Consider the following 19,919-nt stretch of genomic DNA (forward strand, 5'->3'; position numbering starts at 1 on the left):
TCAGCGCCTCTCCGGCTCCACGGGGATGTCCAGGACCACCCGGGTACCGCCCCCGGGGGCCGGGAGCATGTCGAAGCCTCCCTCCAGCTCCCCCTCCACCAGCGTCCTCACGATCTGCAGCCCCAGGTTCCCGGCCGTGCGCACGTCGAAGTCCTCCGGCAGACCGCGCCCGTCGTCCTGCACGGTGACCAGCAGCCGCCCCTCACCGCGGCCGGAGCCCGGGCCGCGGACGGCCGCGACCTCGACCGTGCCCCGCTCCCCCGGCCTGAACCCGTGCTCCAGGGCGTTCTGCAGCACCTCCGTGAGCACCATGGACAGCGGGGTGGCCACCTCGGCCGCCAGTACGCCGAAGCGGCCCGTACGCCGCCCGGTGACCATGCCCGGGGAGATCTCGGCGACCATCGCCAGCACCCGGTCGGCTATCTCGTCGAACTCCACACGCTCGTCCAGGGTCTGGGAGAGCGTCTCGTGGACGATCGCGATCGAGCCGACGCGGCGGACGGCCTCCTCCAGCGCCTCCCGCGCGGTGCCGCCGGTGGCCGCGCCGATCCGCCGGGCCTGGAGCCGCAGCAGGGCGGCGACGGTCTGGAGGTTGTTCTTCACCCGGTGGTGGATCTCCCGGATGGTGGCGTCCTTGGTGATCAGCTCCCGCTCCCTGCGCCGCAGTTCGGTGACGTCGCGCAGCAGGATGAGCGAACCGATGCGCACCCCCTTCGGTTTGAGCGGGATGGCCCGCAACTGGACGACGCAGCCGTTGCCCTCGATCTCGGTCTCGCGCGGCGCCCAGCCGCTGGCGAGCTTGACCAGCGACTCGTCCACCGGGCCGCGGGAGGGCGCCAGTTCGGCGGTGGCCTGTCCCAGGTGCAGCCCGACCAGATCGGCGGCCAGCCCCAGCCGGTGGTAGGCGGAGAGCGCGTTGGGGCTGGCGTACTGGACGACGCCGTCGGCGCCGAGCCGGATCAGTCCGTCGCCGACCCGGGGGGAGGCGTCCATGTCGACCTGCTGGTCGGAGAAGGGGAACGATCCCGCGGCGATCATCTGCGCCAGGTCCGAGGCGCTCTGCAGATAGGTCAGCTCCAGCCGGCTGGGCGTGCGCACCGTCAGCAGGTTGGTGTTGCGGGCGATGACGCCCAGGACGCGGCCCTCGCGGCGCACGGGGATGGACTCCACTCGCACCGGCACCTCCTCGCGCCACTCGGGGTCGCCCTCGCGGACGATCCGGCCCTCGTCCAGGGCGGCGTCCAGCAGCGGCCGGCGCCCTCTGGGCACGAGATGGCCGACCATGTCGTCCTGGTAGGAGGTTGGCCCGGTGTTGGGGCGCATCTGCGCCACGGAGACGTAGCGCGTGCCGTCACGGGTCGGGACCCACAGCACCAGGTCGGCGAAGGAGAGGTCGGACAGCAGCTGCCACTCGGAGACCAGCAGGTGCAGCCACTCCAGGTCGGAGTCGCCGAGAGCGGTGTGCTGGTGTACGAGGTCGTTCATGGAGGGCACGGTGTGAGCCTAACCGGCGACCGATCCGGTCGTACGTCTGTGCATACGCGCCGTCGTGCGCAAGAATTGACGGCAGCCGCCCCGGCGAACCGGTGGTGTGTTCAAGGCGTGGACACGGGCCTTTGGTCCAGTCCACAATGGCGGCGGACTTCCGCCCTCCCCGCACAGGAGGGCGGAGCGAGACCGGGCGCTCTCTGCCCTGACTGCGCCGGGTCTCCGATCGCTCCGGGCTGCGGTGCCGGACGGGTTGAGGGTCCCGTCCCGGCGCCGCGGCCCGCGGGTGTCTCAAGGGTCCTTGGCCCCTTCGGGGCCTTCCGGGGCCGCTCAGGGCCTCCCCCCGGCGCTCTGCCCCCCACCCCCACCGCCTCCCGCCGTTTTCCCCCGTCTCCCCGCCGTCGCCCGCATCGGCCCGCGGCGTGCGTACGGAAGGCGAACACGACGGTGGCCGGGCCCGCGGGTCAGGGGAGGCGCGGGCCCGGCCGTCGTGGGGGGAGCCGGCTCAGCCGTCGGTCTCCCGGCCGGCGATGACCTCGGCGGCGGCCCGTCCGCAGACGCGGGCGGCGCCGTGGGTCGCGATGTGGAGCGCCCCGCAGGGCGGTGCCTGGGGCAGGCCCATCTCCACCACCACCGTGTCCGGCCGGGCGGCGAGCAGCGCGTCCAGGGCGTTCGCCATCCAGGGGTGCCGGTGGACGTCGCGTACCACCGCGACGATCCTGCGGCCGGCCGCCTCCTCCAGCACCTGTGCGGCCGGTCCGCCCCGTCCCGCCCGTTCGGCCCGCTCGCGGCCCCAGGAACCGGTCGTGGTGCCCGGGAGCAGCTCCGCCAGCTCGGCGGCGAGTCCCCAGGGGGTCTCGTCGCCGACGGCGATGTTGGCCACGGGGGTGAAGGCTGCGACGTACGGCGGCCCGGTCAGGGGGGTGTGGTCCTGCCGGACGGTGACCTTCAGCGCACGGCGGGCGGCCTCCAGGCCGACCTCGGGCTCAAAGGGCGCCGCTGCCCCGGCGCGGGCGGACGCCTCGCCCGCCCAGCGGGCCAGGGCGCGGACCCGGTCCGCTGCGTCGGCGAGCCGCTCCTCGGGCAGTTCTCCCTCGGCCACGGCCCGTACCAGGGCGTCCCGCAGGCGCAGCACGGTCTCCTCGTCGGCCAGCCCACCGCCGACGCAGAGGGCGTCCGCGCCCGCGGCGACGGCCAGCACGCTGCCGCGCTCGATGCCGTAGGTCGCCGCGATGGCCCGCATCTCCATGCCGTCGGTGACGATCAGGCCCTCGAAGCCGAGCCCGCCCTCGCCGATGGGCGCGCGCAGCAGGCCGGTCAGGGCGGCCGGGCTGAGCGTCGCCGGGAGCGCCGGGTCCAGGGCGGGCAGCAGGATGTGCGCGCTCATCACGCACTTGCTGCCCGCGGCGACCGCCGCCCGGAACGGGACCAGTTCGCGCTCCGTGAGCGTGGCCCGGTCCGCGTCGATGCGCGGCAGGGCGTGGTGGGAATCGACGGAGGTGTCGCCGTGCCCGGGGAAGTGCTTGGTGCAGGCGGCGACCCCGGCGGACTGCAGCCCCTCGACCCAGGCGGCGGTGTGCCGGGCCACCAGATCCGGTGTGGAGCCGAAGGAACGGACTCCGATGACCGGGTTGTCGGGGTTGGAGTTGACGTCGGCCGAGGGCGCCCAGTTGAGGTTGACACCGCACTCGGCGAGTCTGCGTCCCAGTTCGCGGGCGACGGCGCGGGTCAGCACGGTGTCGTCGACCGTGCCCAGGGCGTGGTTGCCGGGAAAGGAGGAGCCCGTGCGCGCCTCCAGCCGGGTGACGTCGCCGCCCTCCTCGTCGATGGCCACCAGTACGTCGGGGCGGACACCGCGCAGCTGGGCGGTGAGCGCGGCCAGCTGCGCGGGGGATGTGATGTTGCGGCCGAACAGGCCCACCGCCGCGAGTCCCTCGTCCAGGCGGCGCAGCAGCCAGTCGGGTGCGGTGGTGCCGGTGAAGCCCGGCTGGAGTACGGCCAGTGCGTCGCGGACCAGGGTGCTGCCGGTGGTGCCGGTGAGAGTCGTCATGGGAGTGACGTCATCCCTTCACTGCGCCGGAGGTGAGGCCCGCCGCCATCTTCTTCTGGACGATCATGAAGAAGGTCACGACGGGGATGGAGATGAGGACGGAGGCGGCCATGAGGGCGCCGTAGTCCGTGCCGCGGTCGGTGGTGAAGTTCATCAGCCACACGTTGAGCGTGTACTTGTCGTTGTCCTGCAGGAGGATGTACGCGAACAGGTACTCGTTCCAGGCGGTGATGAGGGCGAAGATGGACGCCGCGGCCAGTCCCGGGGCGACCAGCGGGAAGATGACCCGCCAGAACGCGCCCATCCGGGTGCAGCCGTCCACCATCGCGGACTCCTCCAGCTCCTTGGGCACGTTGATCACGAAGCCGCGGATCATCCAGGTCGTGAAGGGCAGGACGGACACCAGGTAGACGGTGATCACGCCCCAGTACTCGTTGAGCGCGCCTATGTTGTTGAGCTGGATGTAGATGGGGATGAGCATCGCCGTCGGCGGCAGCAGCTGCACCAGGATGAGGATCGTCATGAACGGCTTGCGGCCGTAGAAGTCGAAACGCCCGATGGCGAAGGCGGCGATGGTCCCGATCAGCATGGCGCCGGCGACCGAGGTGACGCAGATGATCAGGCTGCTCTGGATCGCGGTCCAGAAGTTCGGCGCCTCGGTGGCCCGGACGAAGTTGTCGACGGTGAACGAGCTGGGCCACAGCGTCTGGTCGTAGCTGCGGATCTCGTGATTCGGCCGAAAGGCGCTGACCAGAAGCCAGTAGACCGGGAAGGCCATCACCGCGAAGATCACCAGCCCCAGCACGTTGTAGACCAGGCGGTGCTTCTTGCGGTCGGGGCGCAGCTCGTAGACGCCCGTGCTGCCGGTGGTGGCCTCTGGTGCCCTGGCGGGCGTGGTGGAGGTTACGGAGGTGCTCACTCGACCTCTCCTGTCTTCATGAGCTGGCGCAGGTAGTACACGGCGACACCGGAGAGCAGCAGCACGGTGATGAGGGCGATGGCGGTGCCCTGGCTGAACGAGGCGCTGTCGAACGCCTTGCTGAACGAGTACAGGCCCAGCAGCTCGTACTCGGGTTCCGGCTTGTTGCCGCGCATCAGGAAGATCTGGCCGAAGACGTTGAAGTCCCAGATCACCGAGAGGGTGGCCACCATCTGGAAGACCGGCTTGATAACCGGGAAGGTGACGTTGCGGAAGACCCCGATGACTCCGGCGCCGTCGAGCTGCGCGGCCTCCTCCAGCTCCTTGGGCACCTGGGTGAGCGCGGCGTAGAGGGTGACCACCACGAACGGGATCGCTCCCCAGACCACCACCGCGCCGATGACGGTGAACCCCTGCCAGGGGTTGAGGAACCAGTTGTGGCCCTGGAAGTCCAGACCGGGGATCTTGCTCAGCGTGCTGTTGATCACGCCGTAGTCGGAGTCGGAGAGCCACCGGAAGATCGAGGTCGCCACCAGCAGTGGCATCGACCAGGCGGCCACCAGGGCGCCGGTGAGCAGCAGTCGCACCCAGGTGGACAGCCGCTGCATCAGCAGAGCGGTCAGCAGCCCCAGCCCCATGGTCGCCACCACACAGACGACCATGAAGAGGACGGTGCGGAAGGTGACCCACCAGAACTCCGGGTCGCCCAGGATGTTGGTGAACTGCTCGAACCCCACCCACGGCGGAGTGGTGCCGCCCCACAGGTGCGCGCGGCGCATGTCCTGGAAGGACATGATCACGGTCTCGACCAGCGGGTAGCCGAAGACCGCGCCGATGGCCACGATCGCCGGGGCGATCAGCAGATACGGCAGCTTGGGGCGGGGTTTCCGGCTGGGACGCACTCCGCCCCCCGGCGGCCCGGGGGCGGCCTTCCTCGGCTTCTGCGGTGGGGCCGCCGGCGGGTCGGCGGCTTTGGTGTCGGCGGCGGTCACGGTGCTGGCCTTCCGTTCGTTCTCTTCACCGAAGGGGCGCGGCAGGCGGGAGCCGTGAATCGCGGCTCCCGCCTGCCGCAGAGACGGCCGGGGGGTGCGGGCCCCCGGCCGCGGCTCAGACCTCGTTGTTGATCAGCTTGTCGATCTCCTCGTCGGCCTTCTCGGTGGCGTCGGCCACAGAGGTGCCCTTGAGGATGTCCAGCAGCATGTTCTCCAGGATGTTCTGGCTCTCGATCGCGGTCCAGCCGGGGGCGATCGGGGTGAACCAGGCGTCCGGTACCGCGTTGGCGATCGGAGCGGTCTCCGGCTTCTCCTTCAGCGGCTCAAGCTGCTTGGTGTTGTTCGGCAGGATGTTCTTGGAGGCCAGGACCTCCATCGACTTCTCGCTGGTAAACAGCGAGATCCACTCCTCGGCGAGGTCCTTCGCCTCCGACTTCTGGATCACCGCGAGGTCGGAGCCGCCGATGAAGGACGGCAGGGCCTTGCCGTTCGGGCCGGGCATGCCGGCGGTGGCGATCTTGCCCTCCAGCTCGGGGTTGCCGTTCTCGCCCCCGAAGACGGAGCCGGCCTCCCAGCCGTTGCCGTAGATCAGGGCGGCCTTCTTGTTCGCCATGACGTTGGCGTGGTCCTGCTCGTCCTTGGTCCGGTCACCGTTGTTGTACTCGTTGACCAGGTTGACGAAGTGCTCGATGCCCTTGCGCGCCTCGGGGGTGCTCAGCGTGGCCTTCCACTCGCCCTTGCCCTCGTCGTACTCGGCGATCTGGCCACCGTACGCGGCGACGTAGGACATGGCCGCGTACCAGTAGCGGCCGGGCAGGTAGAGCGGGGAGAACGCCTTGTCGTCGCCGTACTCCTCCGCGACCTTCTCCAGCGCCTTCTTCAGCTCGTCCTCGGTCCGCGGCAGCTCCTTGGTGCCCGCGCCCTTGTCGAACATCTCCTGGTTGAAGATCGCGACGCGCGCTCCGGCGTAGTAGGGGACGCAGTAGAGCTTGCCCTCGAAGGAGCAGGTGTCCTTCAGTCCCTGGATCCAGGTGTCGGAGTTGTCGTACTTCTCCGGGTCGATCTCGGCGAGGGCCCCGTTGAGGATGTAGGTCATGGTCTCGGTGTTGCCGAGCTCGACCACGTCGGGGAACTTGTCGCCGCCCAGCGCGGTGTCGAGCTTCTTGGCCTTGTCGCCCCACTGCTGGTACTGGACCTTGACCTTGACCTTCGGGTACTTCTTCTTGAACTGGGCGTTGACGTCCTTCACCAGCTCGGGCCAGGTGCTCTGGGCGTCGTTCATCAGCCAGACGGTGAGCGTCTCGTCGCGCTCCTGGGGTGCCTTGGAGGAGTTGTCCCCACCCTCCCCGCCACAGGCGACGAGGCCGGTCATCATCGCCGCGGCACCGATCGCCGCTACGAGCTTGTGCTTCACGTGCTTCTCCTTCGGGATGCCAGAAGTCCCCCCGCCCGCCGTCCGAGATCTCCGCTCCCGCCGGATGGCCGCGTCTGCCGTACCGTGCGTGGCGGGCGCCGGGGTGCGTCGACATGCGACGAGTACGGCCCGTGGGGCTGGGCTGGCCTGTAGTGGTTTAGACCAGTGCCCGCAGCTTGGCCTAGACCTATATCGCTGTCAACGGTGTATAAAGCTCGCGGTCGCATCCGTTACCGGACCGACATCTGAGCCGGGACGCCCCCGGGGACGGCGGCCGTGCCACGATGTGATCCGCTACGTACGGAGGAAGCCGGTGACGGCACTGGAGAAGTCACGACACGAGTCGGGAAGGCGCGCGATGGAGAGCGACGGGGCCACGAACACCGCTGCCGGCGCCCGTCCCGCCGGAGGCGGCGCCGCCGGACGCACCGCGCGCGTGCCCAAGTACTACCGGCTCAAGCGTCACCTGCTGGAGATGACCGAGACGATGCCCCCGGGCACCCCGGTCCCTCCGGAGCGCACGCTCGCCGGCGAGTTCGACACCTCCCGCACCACCGTGCGCCAGGCGCTCCAGGAACTGGTCGTCGAGGGACGGCTGGAACGCATCCAGGGCAAGGGCACCTTCGTGGCCAAGCCCAAGGTCGCCCAGGCGCTCCAGCTCACCTCCTACACCGAGGACATGCGCGCCCAGGGACTGGAGCCCACCTCCCAGCTGCTGGACATCGGCTACGTCACCGCCGACGACCGGCTCGCCGGACTGCTCGACATCCCCTCCGGGGGCCGCGTCCTGCGCATCGAGCGGCTGCGGCTGGCCAGCGGCGAGCCGATGGCCATCGAGACCACGCACCTGTCGCAGAAGCGCTTCCCGGCCCTGCGCCGCAGCCTGGTGAAGTACTCCTCCCTCTACACGGCCCTGGCCGAGGTGTACGACGTGCACCTCGCCGAGGCGGAGGAGACCATCGAGACCTCCCTGGCCACCCCGCGCGAGGCGGGCCTGCTGGGCACGGACGTCGGCCTGCCGATGCTGATGCTCTCCCGGCACTCGCGCGACACCGAGGGCGAGCCGGTGGAGTGGGTGCGCTCGGTCTACCGCGGCGACCGCTACAAGTTCGTCGCCCGCCTCCAGCGCCCCGGCCGGGAGCGGTGAGCGCGGGGCCGGCCACCGGCCCGGACCGTCCGCCGCGGCCACGGCGATCCGGAAGGACGAAACCCCAGCCATGCCCGTACCACCGAAGACCCCCGGCCCCCTCCCGGTCGTCACACCGGCGCGGGTGGCGATCGGCGCCTGCCTGCTCGCGCCCTTCGCGGCGATGCTGTGGGTCGGCTCGTATGCCAGGGCCGAGCCGGTCCTCGCCGGGATCCCCTTCTTCTACTGGTACCAGCTGCTCTGGGTGCCCCTCTCCGCCGCGCTGATGGCCGTCGCGCACGTACTGGTGCGGCGCGACCGGGCGGCACGGCGGACCGCGGAACGCGGGGGAGCGGGACAGACCGCGGGGGACGGGGAGCGGTGAGGGCCGCGGGCGGCTCCGGCCCACCGCCCCGCGTCCGCGCCCCGTGCGCCGCGCCCCGAGTGCCGCGTGTGCCCCGCCGGCGGAAAGCCGTTGCGCCACGGCGGCCGGGAGGCCGCCTGATGACCTTCATGGACATCACCGTCAGGGCCGCGCGCCCGCACGAGTTCGAGGTCGTCGGGGAGTTGACGGCCGGGGTGTATCTCGGGGACGGCCTGCTGGACTTCGGCGCCCAGGACCCGTACCTCGCCGTGCTGCGCGACGCCCGGCACCGGGCCGGTCACGCCGAACTACTGGTGGCCGCGGGCCCCGTGGAGGACGGCACCGGTGGCGGCGCGGGCGGCGGCAGCGGCGAGGTTCTGGGCACCGTCACCTTCGCGGTGCACGGCGGCGAGTACGCGGAGATCGCACGCCCCGGCGAGGGGGAGCTCCGGATGCTGGCGGTACGCCCCCGGCGCGCGGCCGGGGCGTGGGCGAGACCCTGGTGCGCGAGTGCGTGAACCGGGCCCGCGCCCTGAGGCTGGAGCGGCTGGTGCTCTCCAGCCAGCACATGATGCACAACGCCCACCGCCTCTACGAGCGGCTGGGGTTCGTCCGCACCCCCGACCGCGACTGGCGGCCCGTCGAGGACGTCCCCCTGCTGGCCTTCGCCCTGGCCCTGAGGTGAGCGCACGGCGCCCGGCCATGGTTCCGCGCCTCACTCAAGGAACCCTCCGACACAACATCTAGGGGCGCTTTGCCGGATCACCACTAGATGTATGCTCATCTCGCTGTCGCCGCAGGGGAATCCGGTGTGAGTCCGGAGCTGTCCCGCAACGGTGTGCGGCGGGCTGCCTCCGTGTCGTTCGCACGGTCAGGGCCGTCCGCCGCGAGTCCGAGGACCTGCCGACGGTGTTCATTCACACGTCCGGGCCTCGTGGGTTGGGCCGGCGGACGCGAGCGGTGCGCCCTCCTCCGGCCGGGTGTGCCCGTACGCGCCTGCTCCTCCTCCCCCCGGGGCCGCCGGCCCACGAGGGAGAAGCACCGAGTGACCATCTCATCAGCGGAGCCCGCCACGGCCGGTGCACCGGCCGGTGCACCGGCCCGCGCACCACAGGACGAGCGCCCGGGCGCGGCGCTGCTGCGCACCCTGGCGGAGCTCGCCGCCGATCTGCCCGCCACCGACCCCGGGCGGGTCGCCGCCGCCGCGCTGCGCGGGCGCCACCCCGGCGCGGACGAGGCCCGGTTGCGCTCCCTGGCGACCGAGGCCGCGGCCGGCCTCATCGCCGAGGAGCCCGAGTACTCGCGGCTCGCGGCGCGGCTGCTCGCCCCGGCGATCCGTCAGGAGGCCGCCGGGCAGGGCGCGGTGTCCTTCTCCGCGTCGGTGGCGGTCGGCCACCGGCAGGGGCTGATCGCCGACCGCACGGCCGGCTTCGTCGCCGAGCACGCGTGGCGGCTCGACGCGCTGGCCGCGGACGCCCTCGCCGGCGGCGCCGACGACCGCTTCGGCTACTTCGGACTGCGCACGCTCCACTCCCGCTACCTGCTGCGCCACCCGGTGACCCGCGCCGTGATCGAGACCCCGCAGTACTTCCTGCTGCGCGTGGCCTGCGGGCTGGCCGCCGACTCCTCCGAGCGGGCGCTGGAGGAGGTCGCCGAGCTGTACCGGCTCACCAGCACGCTGTCCTACCTCCCCTCCTCCCCCACCCTGTTCAACTCCGGCACCCGGCACCCCCAGATGTCCTCCTGCTACCTGCTGGACTCCCCCCGGGACGAGCTGGACTCGCTCTACGAGCGCTACCACCAGGTCGCGCGCCTGTCCAAGCACGCCGGCGGCATCGGGCTGTCCTTTTCGCGGATCCGCTCACGCGGTTCGCTGATCCGCGGCACCAATGGCCACTCCGGCGGCATCGTGCCGTTCCTGCGGACCCTGGACGCCTCGGTCGCGGCCGTCAACCAGGGCGGTCGGCGCAAGGGCGCGGCCTGCGTCTACCTGGAGACCTGGCACGCCGACATCGAGGAGTTCCTCGAACTGCGCGACAACACCGGCGAGGAGGCCCGCCGCACCCACAACCTCAACATCGCCAACTGGATCCCGGACGAGTTCATGCGCCGGGTCGAGGCGGACACCGACTGGTCGCTGTTCTCCCCGTCCGACGTCCCCGAACTGGTGGACCTGTGGGGTGAGGAGTTCGACGCCGCCTACCGCCGGGCGGAGGCGGCCGGGCTGGCGGTACGGACGATTCCGGCGCGCACCCTCTACGCCCGGATGATGCGCACCCTCGCCCAGACCGGCAACGGCTGGATGACCTTCAAGGACACCGCCAACCGCACGGCCAACCAGACCGCCGGGCCGGGCCGCGCCGTCCACTCCTCCAACCTCTGCACCGAGATCCTGGAGGTCACCGACGACGGCGAGACGGCCGTGTGCAACCTGGGCTCGGTCAACCTCGCCGCCCATCTGCGCGACCCCGCCGGCGGGGACCCGCGCCCCGGTGAGGAGCTGGACTGGGAGCGGCTGGACGCCACCGTCCGCACCGCCGTGCTCTTCCTCGACCGCGTCGTGGACGTCAACTACTACCCGACCGGGCAGGCCTCGGACTCCAACTCCCGCTGGCGTCCGGTGGGTCTGGGGCTGATGGGTCTGCAGGACGTGTTCTTCCGGCTGCGCCTGCCCTTCGACTCCCCCGGGGCCCGGCGGCTGTCCACCCGCATCTCCGAGCGGATCATGCTCGCCGCCTACGAGGCGTCCGCCGGCCTCGCCGAGCGCCACGGACCGCACCCGGCCTGGCCTGCGACCCGCGCCGCCCGCGGCGTGCTCCACGTCGACCACTACCCGCAGGCGGAGATCACCTGGCCAAAGCGCTGGGCCGCGCTGCGGGAGCGGATCGCCGCCTCGGGCCTGCGCAACTCGCTGCTGCTGGCGATCGCGCCGACCGCGACGATCGCCTCGATCGCGGGCGTCTACGAGTGCGTGGAGCCGCAGGTCTCCAACCTCTTCAAGCGCGAGACGCTCAGCGGCGAGTTCCTCCAGGTGAACTCCTACCTGGTGGCGGACCTCAAACGGCTGGGCCTGTGGGACGAGCGCACCCGCGAGGCGCTGCGCGAGTCCAGCGGCTCGGTGGCCGAGCTGCCCTGGATCCCGGAGGAGGTCCGTGCGCTGTACCGCACGGCCTGGGAGATCCCGCAACGCGCCCTGATCGACATGGCCGCGGACCGCACCCCGTTCCTGGACCAGAGCCAGTCGCTCAACCTGTTCATGGCCTCACCGACCATCGGCCGGCTCAGCTCGATGTACGCCTACGCCTGGAAGCGCGGCCTGAAGACCACGTACTACCTGCGCTCGCGCCCCGCGACCCGTATCGCGCGGGCGGCGGGCGGCACGTCCGCGGCCGTTCCCGCCCCCGACTCCCCCGAATCCGTACCCGTCTCCGTGGAGCGGGGGGCGCCGGCCGCCGGTGCCGCCGCCTGCTCCCTGGAGAACCCCGAGTCCTGCGAGGCATGCCAGTGACCGCCACCGCTCCCGAGACCCCCGCTTCCCGGAACCTGCTGGACCCGGGCTTCGAGCTCACCCTGCGGCCGATGCGCTACCCGGCCTTCTACGAGCGCTACCGCGACGCGATCAGGAACACCTGGACGGTGGAGGAGGTGGACCTCCACTCCGACGTGGCCGATCTGGCGAAACTCTCCCCCGGAGAGCAGCACCTGATCGGGCGGCTGGTCGCCTTCTTCGCCACCGGCGACTCGATCGTGGCCAACAACCTGGTGCTGACGCTGTACAAGCACATCAACTCGCCCGAGGCGCGGCTGTACCTGTCGCGGCAGCTGTTCGAGGAGGCCGTGCACGTCCAGTTCTACCTGACCCTGCTGGACACCTACCTGCCCGACCCGGACGAACGCGCCGCCGCCTTCGCCGCGGTGGAGAACATCGAATCCATCCGGGAGAAGGCACGGTTCTGCTTCAAGTGGATCGACGAGGTCGAGAAGATCGACCGCCTGGAGAGCCGGTCCGACCGCCGCCGCTTCCTGCTGAACCTGATCTGCTTCGCGGCGTGTATCGAGGGCCTGTTCTTCTACGGCGCCTTCGCCTACGTCTACTGGTTCCGCTCCCGCGGCCTGCTGCACGGGCTGGCCACCGGCACCAACTGGGTCTTCCGCGACGAGTCGATGCACATGGCGTTCGCCTTCGACGTGGTGGACACCGTCCGCCAGGAGGAACCCGAGCTGTTCGACGACGAGTTGCGGCGGCAGGTCGAGGAGATGCTGGAGGAGGCCGTCGAGGCAGAGCTGCAGTTCGCCCGGGACCTGTGCGGCGAGGGTCTGCCGGGGATGAACACCGAGTCGATGCGCGAGTACCTGCGGTGCGTGGCGGACCAGCGTCTGGTCCGGCTGGGCTTCCCCGCCCGCTACGGCGCGTCGAACCCGTTCTCCTTCATGGAGCTGCAGAACGTCCAGGAACTGACCAACTTCTTCGAGCGCCGCGCCTCTGCCTACCAGGTCGCGGTCGAGGGGTCGGTCTCCTTCGACGACGACTTCTAGGTCTCCCCCTCCGGGCGGACGCGTGCCCCCGGAGAGCCCCGTGCGGGGCTCTCCGGGGGCGGGCGCCGTTCCAGGCGGCGCCGTTCCGGAGGGCGCCGTTCCGGAGGGACGGGCTCGGTCAGATGCCGCAGCTGGACGCGGACCAGAAGCGGCTGGAGCGGTGGTCGACGTGGGTGTGGTCGTTGTGGCCGGGGTAGCCCGGGCCGAGGATGCCCCGGAAGCCGTGGTAGCGGGCCTGCTGCGCCATCCTGCACAGGGTGTGCGAGCCCGCGCCGAGGTCGACGCCGTCGCCGTAGAGGTGGCGGCTGTTGGAGGAGCCGCCCACCGCGCTGTTGCAGGAGTAGGAGCGGAAGCCGCTGGTCACCCGGATCGGCGCGTCACCCAGGGCGTGGCGCATCGCCTCCAGCTTCCACATGGAGATCAGGGCGTTGCGCTTGGCCGTGGCCGCGCTCACCGCGCCGCCGCTCCAGGTGGAGTTGCACTGGTTCAGCTCGGCGTAGGAGAAGTGGGCCGGGGTGCAGTCGGCGTCCTGGAGGGCGTAGATCTTGCTGAAGGTCTGCGGGCCGGCGACGCCGTCGGCCGACAGGCCGTACGCGGCCTGGAACCGCTTGACGGCGGCGGCGGTGGCCGGGCCGTAGGAGCCGTCGATGGCGAGCACGTTGCCGTAGCCGGGGTAGCCGGAGACGCGCACCTGGAGTTCGGCGACGTCCGAGCCGGACATGCCCTGGGAGAGGGTGCGGTTCCAGGTGTAGCAGGTGTCGGCCTGGGCCGTGCCCGCGGTGGTGACCGTGCCGACCAGTGCCGCTGCCGCGAGCATGACAACACTGAGGATGAGACGGACGGTGCCTCTGAGCATGGTGCCTCCGTGTTGGAACAGTGGGGACTTTGAGGGTGGCGGAGAAGGTCTACCCGCGTCAACACGCTTCCGGAAATGCCAATGGGCGGGCCACTGGAGGCCCGCCCACCGTCATACGCCGTTCACCACCGGCCCGCGGGCCCGGGGACCCGCGCCGCACGGCCGCCGCACGGCCGCCGCGCGAACACCGCGGCACCGCTCAGTCGTTGGGCACCGTCTCGTAGCGCGGGGTGTTCTCGGCCATCTGCCGCAGCACGTCCTTGCGTTCACGCTTGGAGAGGCGGTCGATGTAGAGACGGCCGTAGAGGTGGTCGGTCTCGTGCTGGAGGCAGCGCGCGAAGTACCCGGTGCCGCGCACCGTGATCGGCCTGCCCTCGGCGTCCTGCCCGCGCACGACGGCGTAGTCGGGGCGCGCGAGCGATGCGTACGCGCCCGGCACCGACAGACAGCCCTCATTGGAGTCGTCCAGCACCCGCCGATCGGCGGACAGTTCCTCCAGCACGGGGTTGCAGACGACACCGACGTGCCGCACGCCCTCGTCGTCCGGGCAGTCGTAGACGAAGACCTTCAGGTCGACGCCGATCTGGTTGGCGGCCAGGCCGACGCCCTCCGCCGCGCGCTGGCTGGCGAACATGTCGTCGACCAGCTTGGCCAGTTCGCCGTCGAACTCGGTGACGTCCCGGCACTCCCGGTGCAGCACCGGGTTGCCGACGACGGTGATCGGACGGGCGGTGCCGCGCTCGCGGTGGGTCCGCTCGCGCTCCTCGCAGTCCTCCGTGTCGACGACGAACCCCTCGTCGTCCACCCGCTGCCCGGTCTCCTGCTCCGCCATCTTCGCCGTACGCCTTCCTCGGTGCTCCACCACGACCCGTACAGAGTACGGGCAGACTCCCGGCTCCGTGCGCGGCCGTCCGGTGTCAGCAGACCTCTTCCAGGTCCCGCCACTCACGGGTGTCCGGGCTGTCGGCGACCCAGCCGTCCAGCAGCCCCCGTACCAGGGACGCCGGTGCCGCCAGCCCGCACTCGCGCTCGGGCACCCACAGCTCTCCCGACGTCATGTGCCCCAGCGGCCCCGGGCGCCCGGGGACGCTGTGGTCGTGCGGATCGTGCCGGGGGGCGCCCTCGCCCTCGTCGCTGGGCATCCGGCTCTCCGAGCAGGAGCGGCACAGCAGCCGCACCGACGAGGACCAGTCCTCGGCCGCGAAGCCCGCGTCCGCCGCCAGCCGCTCCAGCGCGTCCCGGTCCGTCTCCGTCGCCGCCTCCAGCAGCACCACCCAGGTGGGCACCGGCGAGGGCGCCCAGAGTTCTATCTCGTCGAAGACCGGATAGGCGTGGCCCGCGGCCGTGGTCCGCTCGCCGTGCGGCACACCGTCGTGCAGCACCACCTCGCCCCAGCGGCGCCCGGACGACGGCAGCGGGATGTTCTGCACCTCGATGCGGGCCGGGTCCAGCCGCCGCCCCCACACCACTTCGGCCTCGCCCTCCGGCGACAGGCGCACCGCGGCGCTGCCCAGATCCATGCCGGCCGGCGGGCCGGTACGGGCGTCGTCGCCGGCGGCCGCCGTCTCCGGCACCCGCAGGCCGTACGCCTGCCAGGCGCGCCGGGCCAGGGCCCAGTCCTGCAGCGCGGTGGCCGCGATGCCCACGTTCCACCAGTCGGGCGCCCCGGCCGACCGGTCCAGGAGCGCGACGGCGCGCAGTCCGGCCGCGCGCGCCTGCTCCCAGTCGTGCCGGAACTTGTGCAGCAGCGCGAGATTGAACCAGGACTCCGACAGCCACGGCTCCAGATCGGCGGCACGGGTCAGCAGCGTGCCGGCGTCCTCGTAGCGCCCGTCACCGATGAGCGTGAACGCGCGGTCGGTGGCCATCCGCCAGTCGGCGGAGGGCCGGTGCCTTGCCTTGCCGAAGATCCTCACGATGTTCCCGCCTGACTCCCGCCTGCTGCTCCCGACCGTCCTCGCGGCCGTCTTCTCGCGGTCCCCGCCGCGGTGTCCGTGCCGCGATCTTCTCCCAGCCGCGGTTCCCGGTTCGCATCCAACCATGCCCACCCGGGTGCGCGCTCATTACCCGTCGGTCGTCGGGTACCGAACGGTCCGGGCGCGGGGACACGCCCGGCGCGGCGGCGCGGGGGGACCTCCGAACGCCCGCGTCACAGCCAGGCGGAAGCCGAGCGGGTTAACACGTTCGGGTGATGTGGTGCGGGTGCGGGCGCGGGTGCGAGGCGACGCGGCGCACAGCGGGCGCGAGGACGTCCGCGCCGGAACTCACGGCCGGGGCAACGGGCGTACGGGAGGCGGTGCGATGCGATGCGGAGGGCGGGTGCGGGCTGCGCACCCGCGGCCCTCAGGTCCGTTCCCCGCCGGCCTCGCCCGGGCTCCCCAGGGGAGCGGTGCGGGACTGTTCCGGCCGGCCCGCCCCGGGCTCCACCACGGGCTGCTCCGGCACGGCCTGGCCGGCGCGGATCAGCTCGATGCGGCCCATCACCTTCGACCGCAGGCCGCCGGGCACCTCGTCATGACCGCAACACCGCTTGACCAGCTTCTTCACGGCCTGTTCCAGGCCGTACTTCTCCAGACACGGCGAGCACTCCTCGAAGTGCTCCCTGAACTTCGTCAGATCGCCGTCGGGCATCTCGCGGTCCAGGTACTCGTACAGGTGGTCCAGGACCTCAGCGCAGTCCGTCTCGTGCGGCTCTCCGCAACTCATGAGCCCGAGCCTTTCCGGTCGTGCGACTCCTCGGGTGCGGCGGCGCCGTTCGCGCCCGCCGGGACCAGCCCGCGCTCGCGGGCGTAGTCCTCCAGCATGCCGCGCAACTGCCTGCGGCCACGGTGCAGACGGGACATCACCGTGCCGATGGGCGTCCCCATGATGTCCGCGATCTCCTTGTACGCAAACCCCTCGACGTCCGCGAGGTAGACCGCGATCCGGAACTCCTCGGGGATGGCCTGGAGCGCCTCCTTCACGTCCGAGTCGGGCAGCCGGTCCAGCGCCTGCGACTCGGCCGATCGCAGCCCGGTCGACATGTGCGACTCGGCGCGCGCGAGCTGCCAGTCCTCGATCTCCTCGGCCGCGCTGCGCTGCGGTTCGCGCTGCTTCTTGCGGTACGAGTTGATGAAGGTGTTGGTGAGGATGCGGTACAGCCACGCCTTGAGGTTGGTGCCCTCGCGGAACTGGTGGAAGGACGCGTACGCCTTCGCGTACGTCTCCTGCACCAGGTCCTCCGCGTCCGCGGGGTTGCGCGTCATGCGCAGCGCGGCGGAGTACATCTGGTCCAGGAAGGCGAGGGCGTCCCGTTCGAAGCGGGCGCTCCGTTCGGCGTCCGTCTCCACGGGTTCCCTGGGCGCGGCGTCGTCGGTCGCGGCGACCGGACCCACCTCCTCCGATGCGGCTTCGAGTCCGTTGCCGGACCCATTCGAACCGGAGAATAGACGACGGTCCGTCCCCTCCGCCGCCTGGAAGGGGACGTCCCCGACGGGTCCGGCGAGCCTCAGTGTCGCCCAGTCGACCTGGGCGGCTGTGGCACGGGTACCCACAGGGCGGGACGGGCATGCGATCGAACCCATGTCGGGTGGACTCCCTCTCCTCGCGCGTGTTCGGTCCGTACGTGTCCTGCAGCAGGACAACACGCGCGGGCGGGGGATCATTCCCGCGCCAGCCACTCGCGCACCGTGCCGGTGATCACCCCGAGCGCCTCCTCCTGGCCGAGTGCCGCCCTCTTCGGCACGGCGAAGCCGTGGTCGCCCCCGGGCACCTCGACGACCTCCGTGCCCTCGGGGAACTCGCCGGGCCGCCCGAAGGGATCGCGCCCGCCCTGGACGACCAGGGTCGGCACCCCCGCGTCCAGCAGCTCTCCGACCCTGGACCGCTCCGGCCTCCCCGGGGGATGCAGGGGGAAGGCGAGCGCGAGCACGGCGCGCGCACCCAGTTCGGCGGCGGTCCGGCATGCCACGCGCGCCCCGGCGCTGCGCCCCCCGGAGACGACCGGCAGCCCGTCCCTCTCCAGAGCGGGCCACACCGCCCGCCACCCCTCGTCCAGCCTCCCGGGCGCGGGCGCCAGCTTCCTCCCCGCCACCCGCCAGGGCTGCTCGACCAGGGCGACCGATACGCCGTGCGCGGGCAGCACGTCCGCCAGGGCCCGCAGGTCCCGCGCCTCGACGCCACCCCCGGCGCCGTGTCCGAGCGCGAGGAGCAGCCGCGGCCGGGCGGCGCGCCGCCAGGTGATCCGGGCCGGACCGGCCGGCGTGGCGACCTCCTCGGTGGTGTCCGTGTCCGTGTCCGTGCCTGCGGCGCCTGCGGTGCCGGTACTGCCGGTGTTGTCGGTGCTCACCGGCTCAGAACAGCGTTCCGGCCTCGGGCGCGTCAAGCTCCTCCAGCAGCTCGGGCCCGTTGTTGCGCACGTTGCTGACCTCGCCGCGCACCGGATAGGCCCGCATGGCACCGGCCGGCGGCGGGACCAGCAGTCCGCGCACGTCCTCGGCGTCGGTGCGGGCCGGGTCCAGCCAGGCGTCCCAGCGGTCGGGGGTGAGCACCAGCGGCATCCTGGGGTGGATGTCGGCCAGGGAGCGCGGCCCGTCCCCGTCCGCGCCCGCGAACGGCTCGCTCTGCGCCTCGGTGGTGATCACCGTGCAGGTGGTCCACCAGGCCCGGGGGTGGTCCTCGGGCAGTGTCCTGTCCCGCCAGAACTCGTAGAGCCCGGCCATCGCCATCACCGAGCCGTCGGCGGGGGTCACGAAGTACGGCTGCTTGCGCGGCCGCTTCCGCCTGCCCTTCTCCTCCTCCTGCCGCTCGGCCGTCCCGGTGACCCACTCGTAGTACCCGTCGGCGGGCAGCAGGCAGCGCCGGGCGGTGAAGGGGCGGCGGTAGGAGGGCTTCTCGTGCACCGTCTCGGCCCGTGCGTTGATCATCTTCACGCCCACGTCCGGGGACTTCGCCCAGGAGGGCACCAACCCCCAGCGCAGCGTCCGGAGCTGGCGCACGGGACGCGGATCACCGCTGTCCTTCAGCGGCCGGTCCAGCACCGCGTACACCTGCTTGGTCGGGGCCACGTTCCAGTCGGGCGCCAGCTCCTCGGCCGGATCCCGCTTCTCCACTCCGAAGAGCCCGGCCAGTTCACCGGCCGATCGGCTCGCCGCATACCGTCCGCACATGTACGCCACCCTGCCACGCCCGTGCGGCCGGTGGCACGGTGAACGGCCGCACGGGCTCCGGACAAGGGCCATGGCACACTGCGGAACACCGCTTCGCGGCCGGACGAGCACGGCGCGCGGGGCGGCGGAACGGGGCGGAACGGGCCGCGACAGGCCGAGGCGGACGCGACGGGCACGACGGACCGCGGGGGAAGCCGCAGGAAGAAGAGGAGGGGGCGGCCGGGCATGAGCATGGACACGGACGGCATCGCCGAAGTCTGGGACCGCGTCGTCGGGACGCAGCCCGACCCGTCGTTCGCGGTCGTGGCGGCCACCGGCCTGGTGGCCCTGGCCGTCGTCGCCGCACGGGGACCGTGGCGCGTGGCGCGGAACGCGGTGACCATCGCCCACGAGGGCGGGCACGGGATCGTGGCGCTGCTGACCGGGCGGCGGCTGGAGGGCATACGCCTGCACTCGGACACCTCCGGGCTGACCGTCTCCCGGGGGCGGCCGAACGGGATCGGGATGGTGCTGACGGCCGCCGCCGGATACACCGCGCCGTCGCTGCTCGGCCTGGCGGGGGCGTGGCTGCTGGCCGCCGGGCACGTCACCGCGCTGCTGTGGGGGGCCACGGCTCTGCTGCTGGCGATGCTGGTGATGGTGCGCAACGCCTACGGGGTGCTCACCGTCGTCCTCACCGGCGGGGTGTTCTTCCTGGTGTCGTGGTTCGCCGGGACCGAGGTGCAGGCGGCGTTCGCGTACGGGGTGGTGTGGTTCCTGCTGCTGGGCGGCGTGCGGCCCGTCTTCGAACTCCAGGGCAAGCGGCGCCGGGGCGAGGCGCCGGACTCCGACGCCGACCAGCTCGCGCGGCTGACGAACGCGCCCGCGCCGCTGTGGCTGCTGCTCTTCCACGCCGTCGCGCTGTGCTCGCTGACCGGCGGCGGACGGTGGCTGCTGGGGCTTTGACGACCTCGCCGCGGGCACTCGCCCCGGGGCCCGGGGCGAGTGCCCGCGGCGTTCCGCCCGGCCCCGCGGTGCGCGGCGCGGC

General features: G+C 72.0%; 17 protein-coding genes, 1 pseudogene and 1 riboswitch. Of the genes and pseudogenes, 6 read left to right on the forward strand and 12 right to left on the reverse strand.

Features of this window, described 5'->3' with window-relative positions; all coding sequences use genetic code 11:
* From IQ279_RS21615 to IQ279_RS21635, 5 genes are all read right to left on the reverse strand, one after another.
* The gene (locus tag IQ279_RS21615; RefSeq protein WP_206350637.1) at positions 1-1,485 is read right to left on the reverse strand and encodes a GAF domain-containing sensor histidine kinase; all 1,485 of its coding nucleotides are present in this window, start codon (positions 1,483-1,485) and stop codon (positions 1-3) included.
* A gap of 508 nt (positions 1,486-1,993) precedes the next feature.
* Positions 1,994-3,538 carry a glycoside hydrolase family 3 protein gene (locus IQ279_RS21620; protein WP_206350638.1) on the reverse strand — a complete coding sequence of 515 codons (1,545 nt, stop codon included), beginning with the start codon at positions 3,536-3,538 and terminating at the stop codon, positions 1,994-1,996.
* Positions 3,539-3,548: 10 nt separating this feature from the next.
* Positions 3,549-4,457 (reverse strand): carbohydrate ABC transporter permease, encoded by a 909-nt coding sequence (locus IQ279_RS21625; RefSeq protein ID WP_206350639.1) that lies wholly within the window; start codon positions 4,455-4,457, stop codon positions 3,549-3,551.
* A complete protein-coding gene (locus tag IQ279_RS21630) occupies positions 4,454-5,449 on the reverse strand; it encodes a carbohydrate ABC transporter permease (protein WP_206350640.1) in 996 nt (331 codons plus the stop codon). The genes IQ279_RS21625 and IQ279_RS21630 overlap by 4 nt, the downstream gene beginning before the upstream one ends.
* 115 nt (positions 5,450-5,564) lie before the next feature.
* Entirely contained in the window at positions 5,565-6,863 is a 1,299-nt protein-coding gene (locus IQ279_RS21635; protein WP_206350641.1) for a sugar ABC transporter substrate-binding protein, read from the reverse strand.
* Positions 6,864-7,221: 358 nt separating this feature from the next.
* Between IQ279_RS21635 and IQ279_RS21640 the strand changes: the two genes are divergently transcribed.
* The 5 genes and pseudogenes from IQ279_RS21640 (at position 7,222) to IQ279_RS21660 (ending at position 12,889) form a co-directional block, all read left to right on the forward strand.
* Positions 7,222-8,010 carry a GntR family transcriptional regulator gene (locus IQ279_RS21640; RefSeq protein ID WP_206350670.1) on the forward strand — a complete coding sequence of 263 codons (789 nt, stop codon included), beginning with the start codon at positions 7,222-7,224 and terminating at the stop codon, positions 8,008-8,010.
* A 70-nt stretch (positions 8,011-8,080) separates the two neighbouring features.
* A complete protein-coding gene (locus tag IQ279_RS21645; RefSeq protein WP_206350643.1) occupies positions 8,081-8,374 on the forward strand; it encodes a DUF3311 domain-containing protein in 294 nt (97 codons plus the stop codon).
* 128 nt (positions 8,375-8,502) lie between these two features.
* Positions 8,503-9,038, forward strand: a pseudogene (locus tag IQ279_RS21650) (GNAT family N-acetyltransferase).
* Between the two features lie 90 nt (positions 9,039-9,128).
* Positions 9,129-9,275, forward strand: a riboswitch (cobalamin riboswitch).
* Between the two features lie 123 nt (positions 9,276-9,398).
* Positions 9,399-11,861: a ribonucleoside-diphosphate reductase subunit alpha gene (locus tag IQ279_RS21655; RefSeq protein ID WP_206350644.1), complete on the forward strand. Its 2,463-nt coding sequence runs from the start codon at positions 9,399-9,401 to the stop codon at positions 11,859-11,861.
* Positions 11,852-12,889, forward strand: a complete 1,038-nt coding sequence (locus tag IQ279_RS21660) for a ribonucleotide-diphosphate reductase subunit beta (protein ID WP_206350645.1) — start codon at positions 11,852-11,854, stop codon at positions 12,887-12,889. Before IQ279_RS21655 ends, IQ279_RS21660 begins: the two co-directional genes overlap by 10 nt.
* 118 nt (positions 12,890-13,007) lie before the next feature.
* Here the strand turns inward: IQ279_RS21660 and IQ279_RS21665 are convergent, their stop codons facing one another.
* The 7 genes from IQ279_RS21665 to IQ279_RS21695 form a co-directional block, all read right to left on the reverse strand.
* The gene (locus tag IQ279_RS21665) at positions 13,008-13,745 is read right to left on the reverse strand and encodes a D-Ala-D-Ala carboxypeptidase family metallohydrolase (protein ID WP_206350646.1); all 738 of its coding nucleotides are present in this window, start codon (positions 13,743-13,745) and stop codon (positions 13,008-13,010) included.
* A 199-nt stretch (positions 13,746-13,944) separates the two neighbouring features.
* The gene (gene def / locus IQ279_RS21670) at positions 13,945-14,577 is read right to left on the reverse strand and encodes a peptide deformylase (protein ID WP_206350671.1); all 633 of its coding nucleotides are present in this window, start codon (positions 14,575-14,577) and stop codon (positions 13,945-13,947) included.
* 85 nt (positions 14,578-14,662) lie between these two features.
* Positions 14,663-15,661, reverse strand: a complete 999-nt coding sequence (locus IQ279_RS21675) for a tetratricopeptide repeat protein (protein WP_206350647.1) — start codon at positions 15,659-15,661, stop codon at positions 14,663-14,665.
* A gap of 427 nt (positions 15,662-16,088) precedes the next feature.
* Positions 16,089-16,451: a mycothiol system anti-sigma-R factor gene (gene rsrA / locus IQ279_RS21680; protein WP_206350648.1), complete on the reverse strand. Its 363-nt coding sequence runs from the start codon at positions 16,449-16,451 to the stop codon at positions 16,089-16,091.
* Positions 16,448-17,119, reverse strand: coding sequence for a sigma-70 family RNA polymerase sigma factor (locus IQ279_RS21685; RefSeq protein WP_206350649.1), 672 nt, complete (start codon positions 17,117-17,119; stop codon positions 16,448-16,450). The genes rsrA and IQ279_RS21685 overlap by 4 nt, the downstream gene beginning before the upstream one ends.
* 266 nt (positions 17,120-17,385) lie before the next feature.
* A complete protein-coding gene (locus IQ279_RS21690; RefSeq protein ID WP_372445204.1) occupies positions 17,386-18,072 on the reverse strand; it encodes an alpha/beta hydrolase family protein in 687 nt (228 codons plus the stop codon).
* A gap of 4 nt (positions 18,073-18,076) precedes the next feature.
* A complete protein-coding gene (locus IQ279_RS21695; protein ID WP_206350650.1) occupies positions 18,077-18,892 on the reverse strand; it encodes an SOS response-associated peptidase in 816 nt (271 codons plus the stop codon).
* Positions 18,893-19,123: 231 nt separating this feature from the next.
* Between IQ279_RS21695 and IQ279_RS21700 the strand changes: the two genes are divergently transcribed.
* Positions 19,124-19,837: a M50 family metallopeptidase gene (locus tag IQ279_RS21700; protein ID WP_206350673.1), complete on the forward strand. Its 714-nt coding sequence runs from the start codon at positions 19,124-19,126 to the stop codon at positions 19,835-19,837.
* Positions 19,838-19,919: the final 82 nt, after the last annotated feature.

This window comes from Streptomyces verrucosisporus (assembly GCF_017114865.1).
In the GTDB taxonomy this organism is placed as follows: domain Bacteria; phylum Actinomycetota; class Actinomycetes; order Streptomycetales; family Streptomycetaceae; genus Streptomyces; species Streptomyces fenghuangensis.

Excerpts from the sequence above, each read along its gene's own strand:
- IQ279_RS21665 (WP_206350646.1), bottom strand. The coding sequence starts at position 13,745 with ATGCTCAGAGGCACCGTCCGTCTCATCCTCAGTGTTGTCATGCTCGCG.
- IQ279_RS21695 (WP_206350650.1), bottom strand. The coding sequence starts at position 18,892 with ATGTGCGGACGGTATGCGGCGAGCCGATCGGCCGGTGAACTGGCCGGG.
- IQ279_RS21615 (WP_206350637.1), bottom strand. The coding sequence starts at position 1,485 with ATGAACGACCTCGTACACCAGCACACCGCTCTCGGCGACTCCGACCTG.
- IQ279_RS21700 (WP_206350673.1), top strand. The coding sequence starts at position 19,124 with ATGGACACGGACGGCATCGCCGAAGTCTGGGACCGCGTCGTCGGGACG.
- rsrA (WP_206350648.1), bottom strand. The coding sequence starts at position 16,451 with ATGAGTTGCGGAGAGCCGCACGAGACGGACTGCGCTGAGGTCCTGGAC.
- IQ279_RS21645 (WP_206350643.1), top strand. The coding sequence starts at position 8,081 with ATGCCCGTACCACCGAAGACCCCCGGCCCCCTCCCGGTCGTCACACCG.
- IQ279_RS21620 (WP_206350638.1), bottom strand. The coding sequence starts at position 3,538 with ATGACGACTCTCACCGGCACCACCGGCAGCACCCTGGTCCGCGACGCA.
- IQ279_RS21660 (WP_206350645.1), top strand. The coding sequence starts at position 11,852 with ATGCCAGTGACCGCCACCGCTCCCGAGACCCCCGCTTCCCGGAACCTG.
- def (WP_206350671.1), bottom strand. The coding sequence starts at position 14,577 with ATGGCGGAGCAGGAGACCGGGCAGCGGGTGGACGACGAGGGGTTCGTC.
- IQ279_RS21640 (WP_206350670.1), top strand. The coding sequence starts at position 7,222 with ATGGAGAGCGACGGGGCCACGAACACCGCTGCCGGCGCCCGTCCCGCC.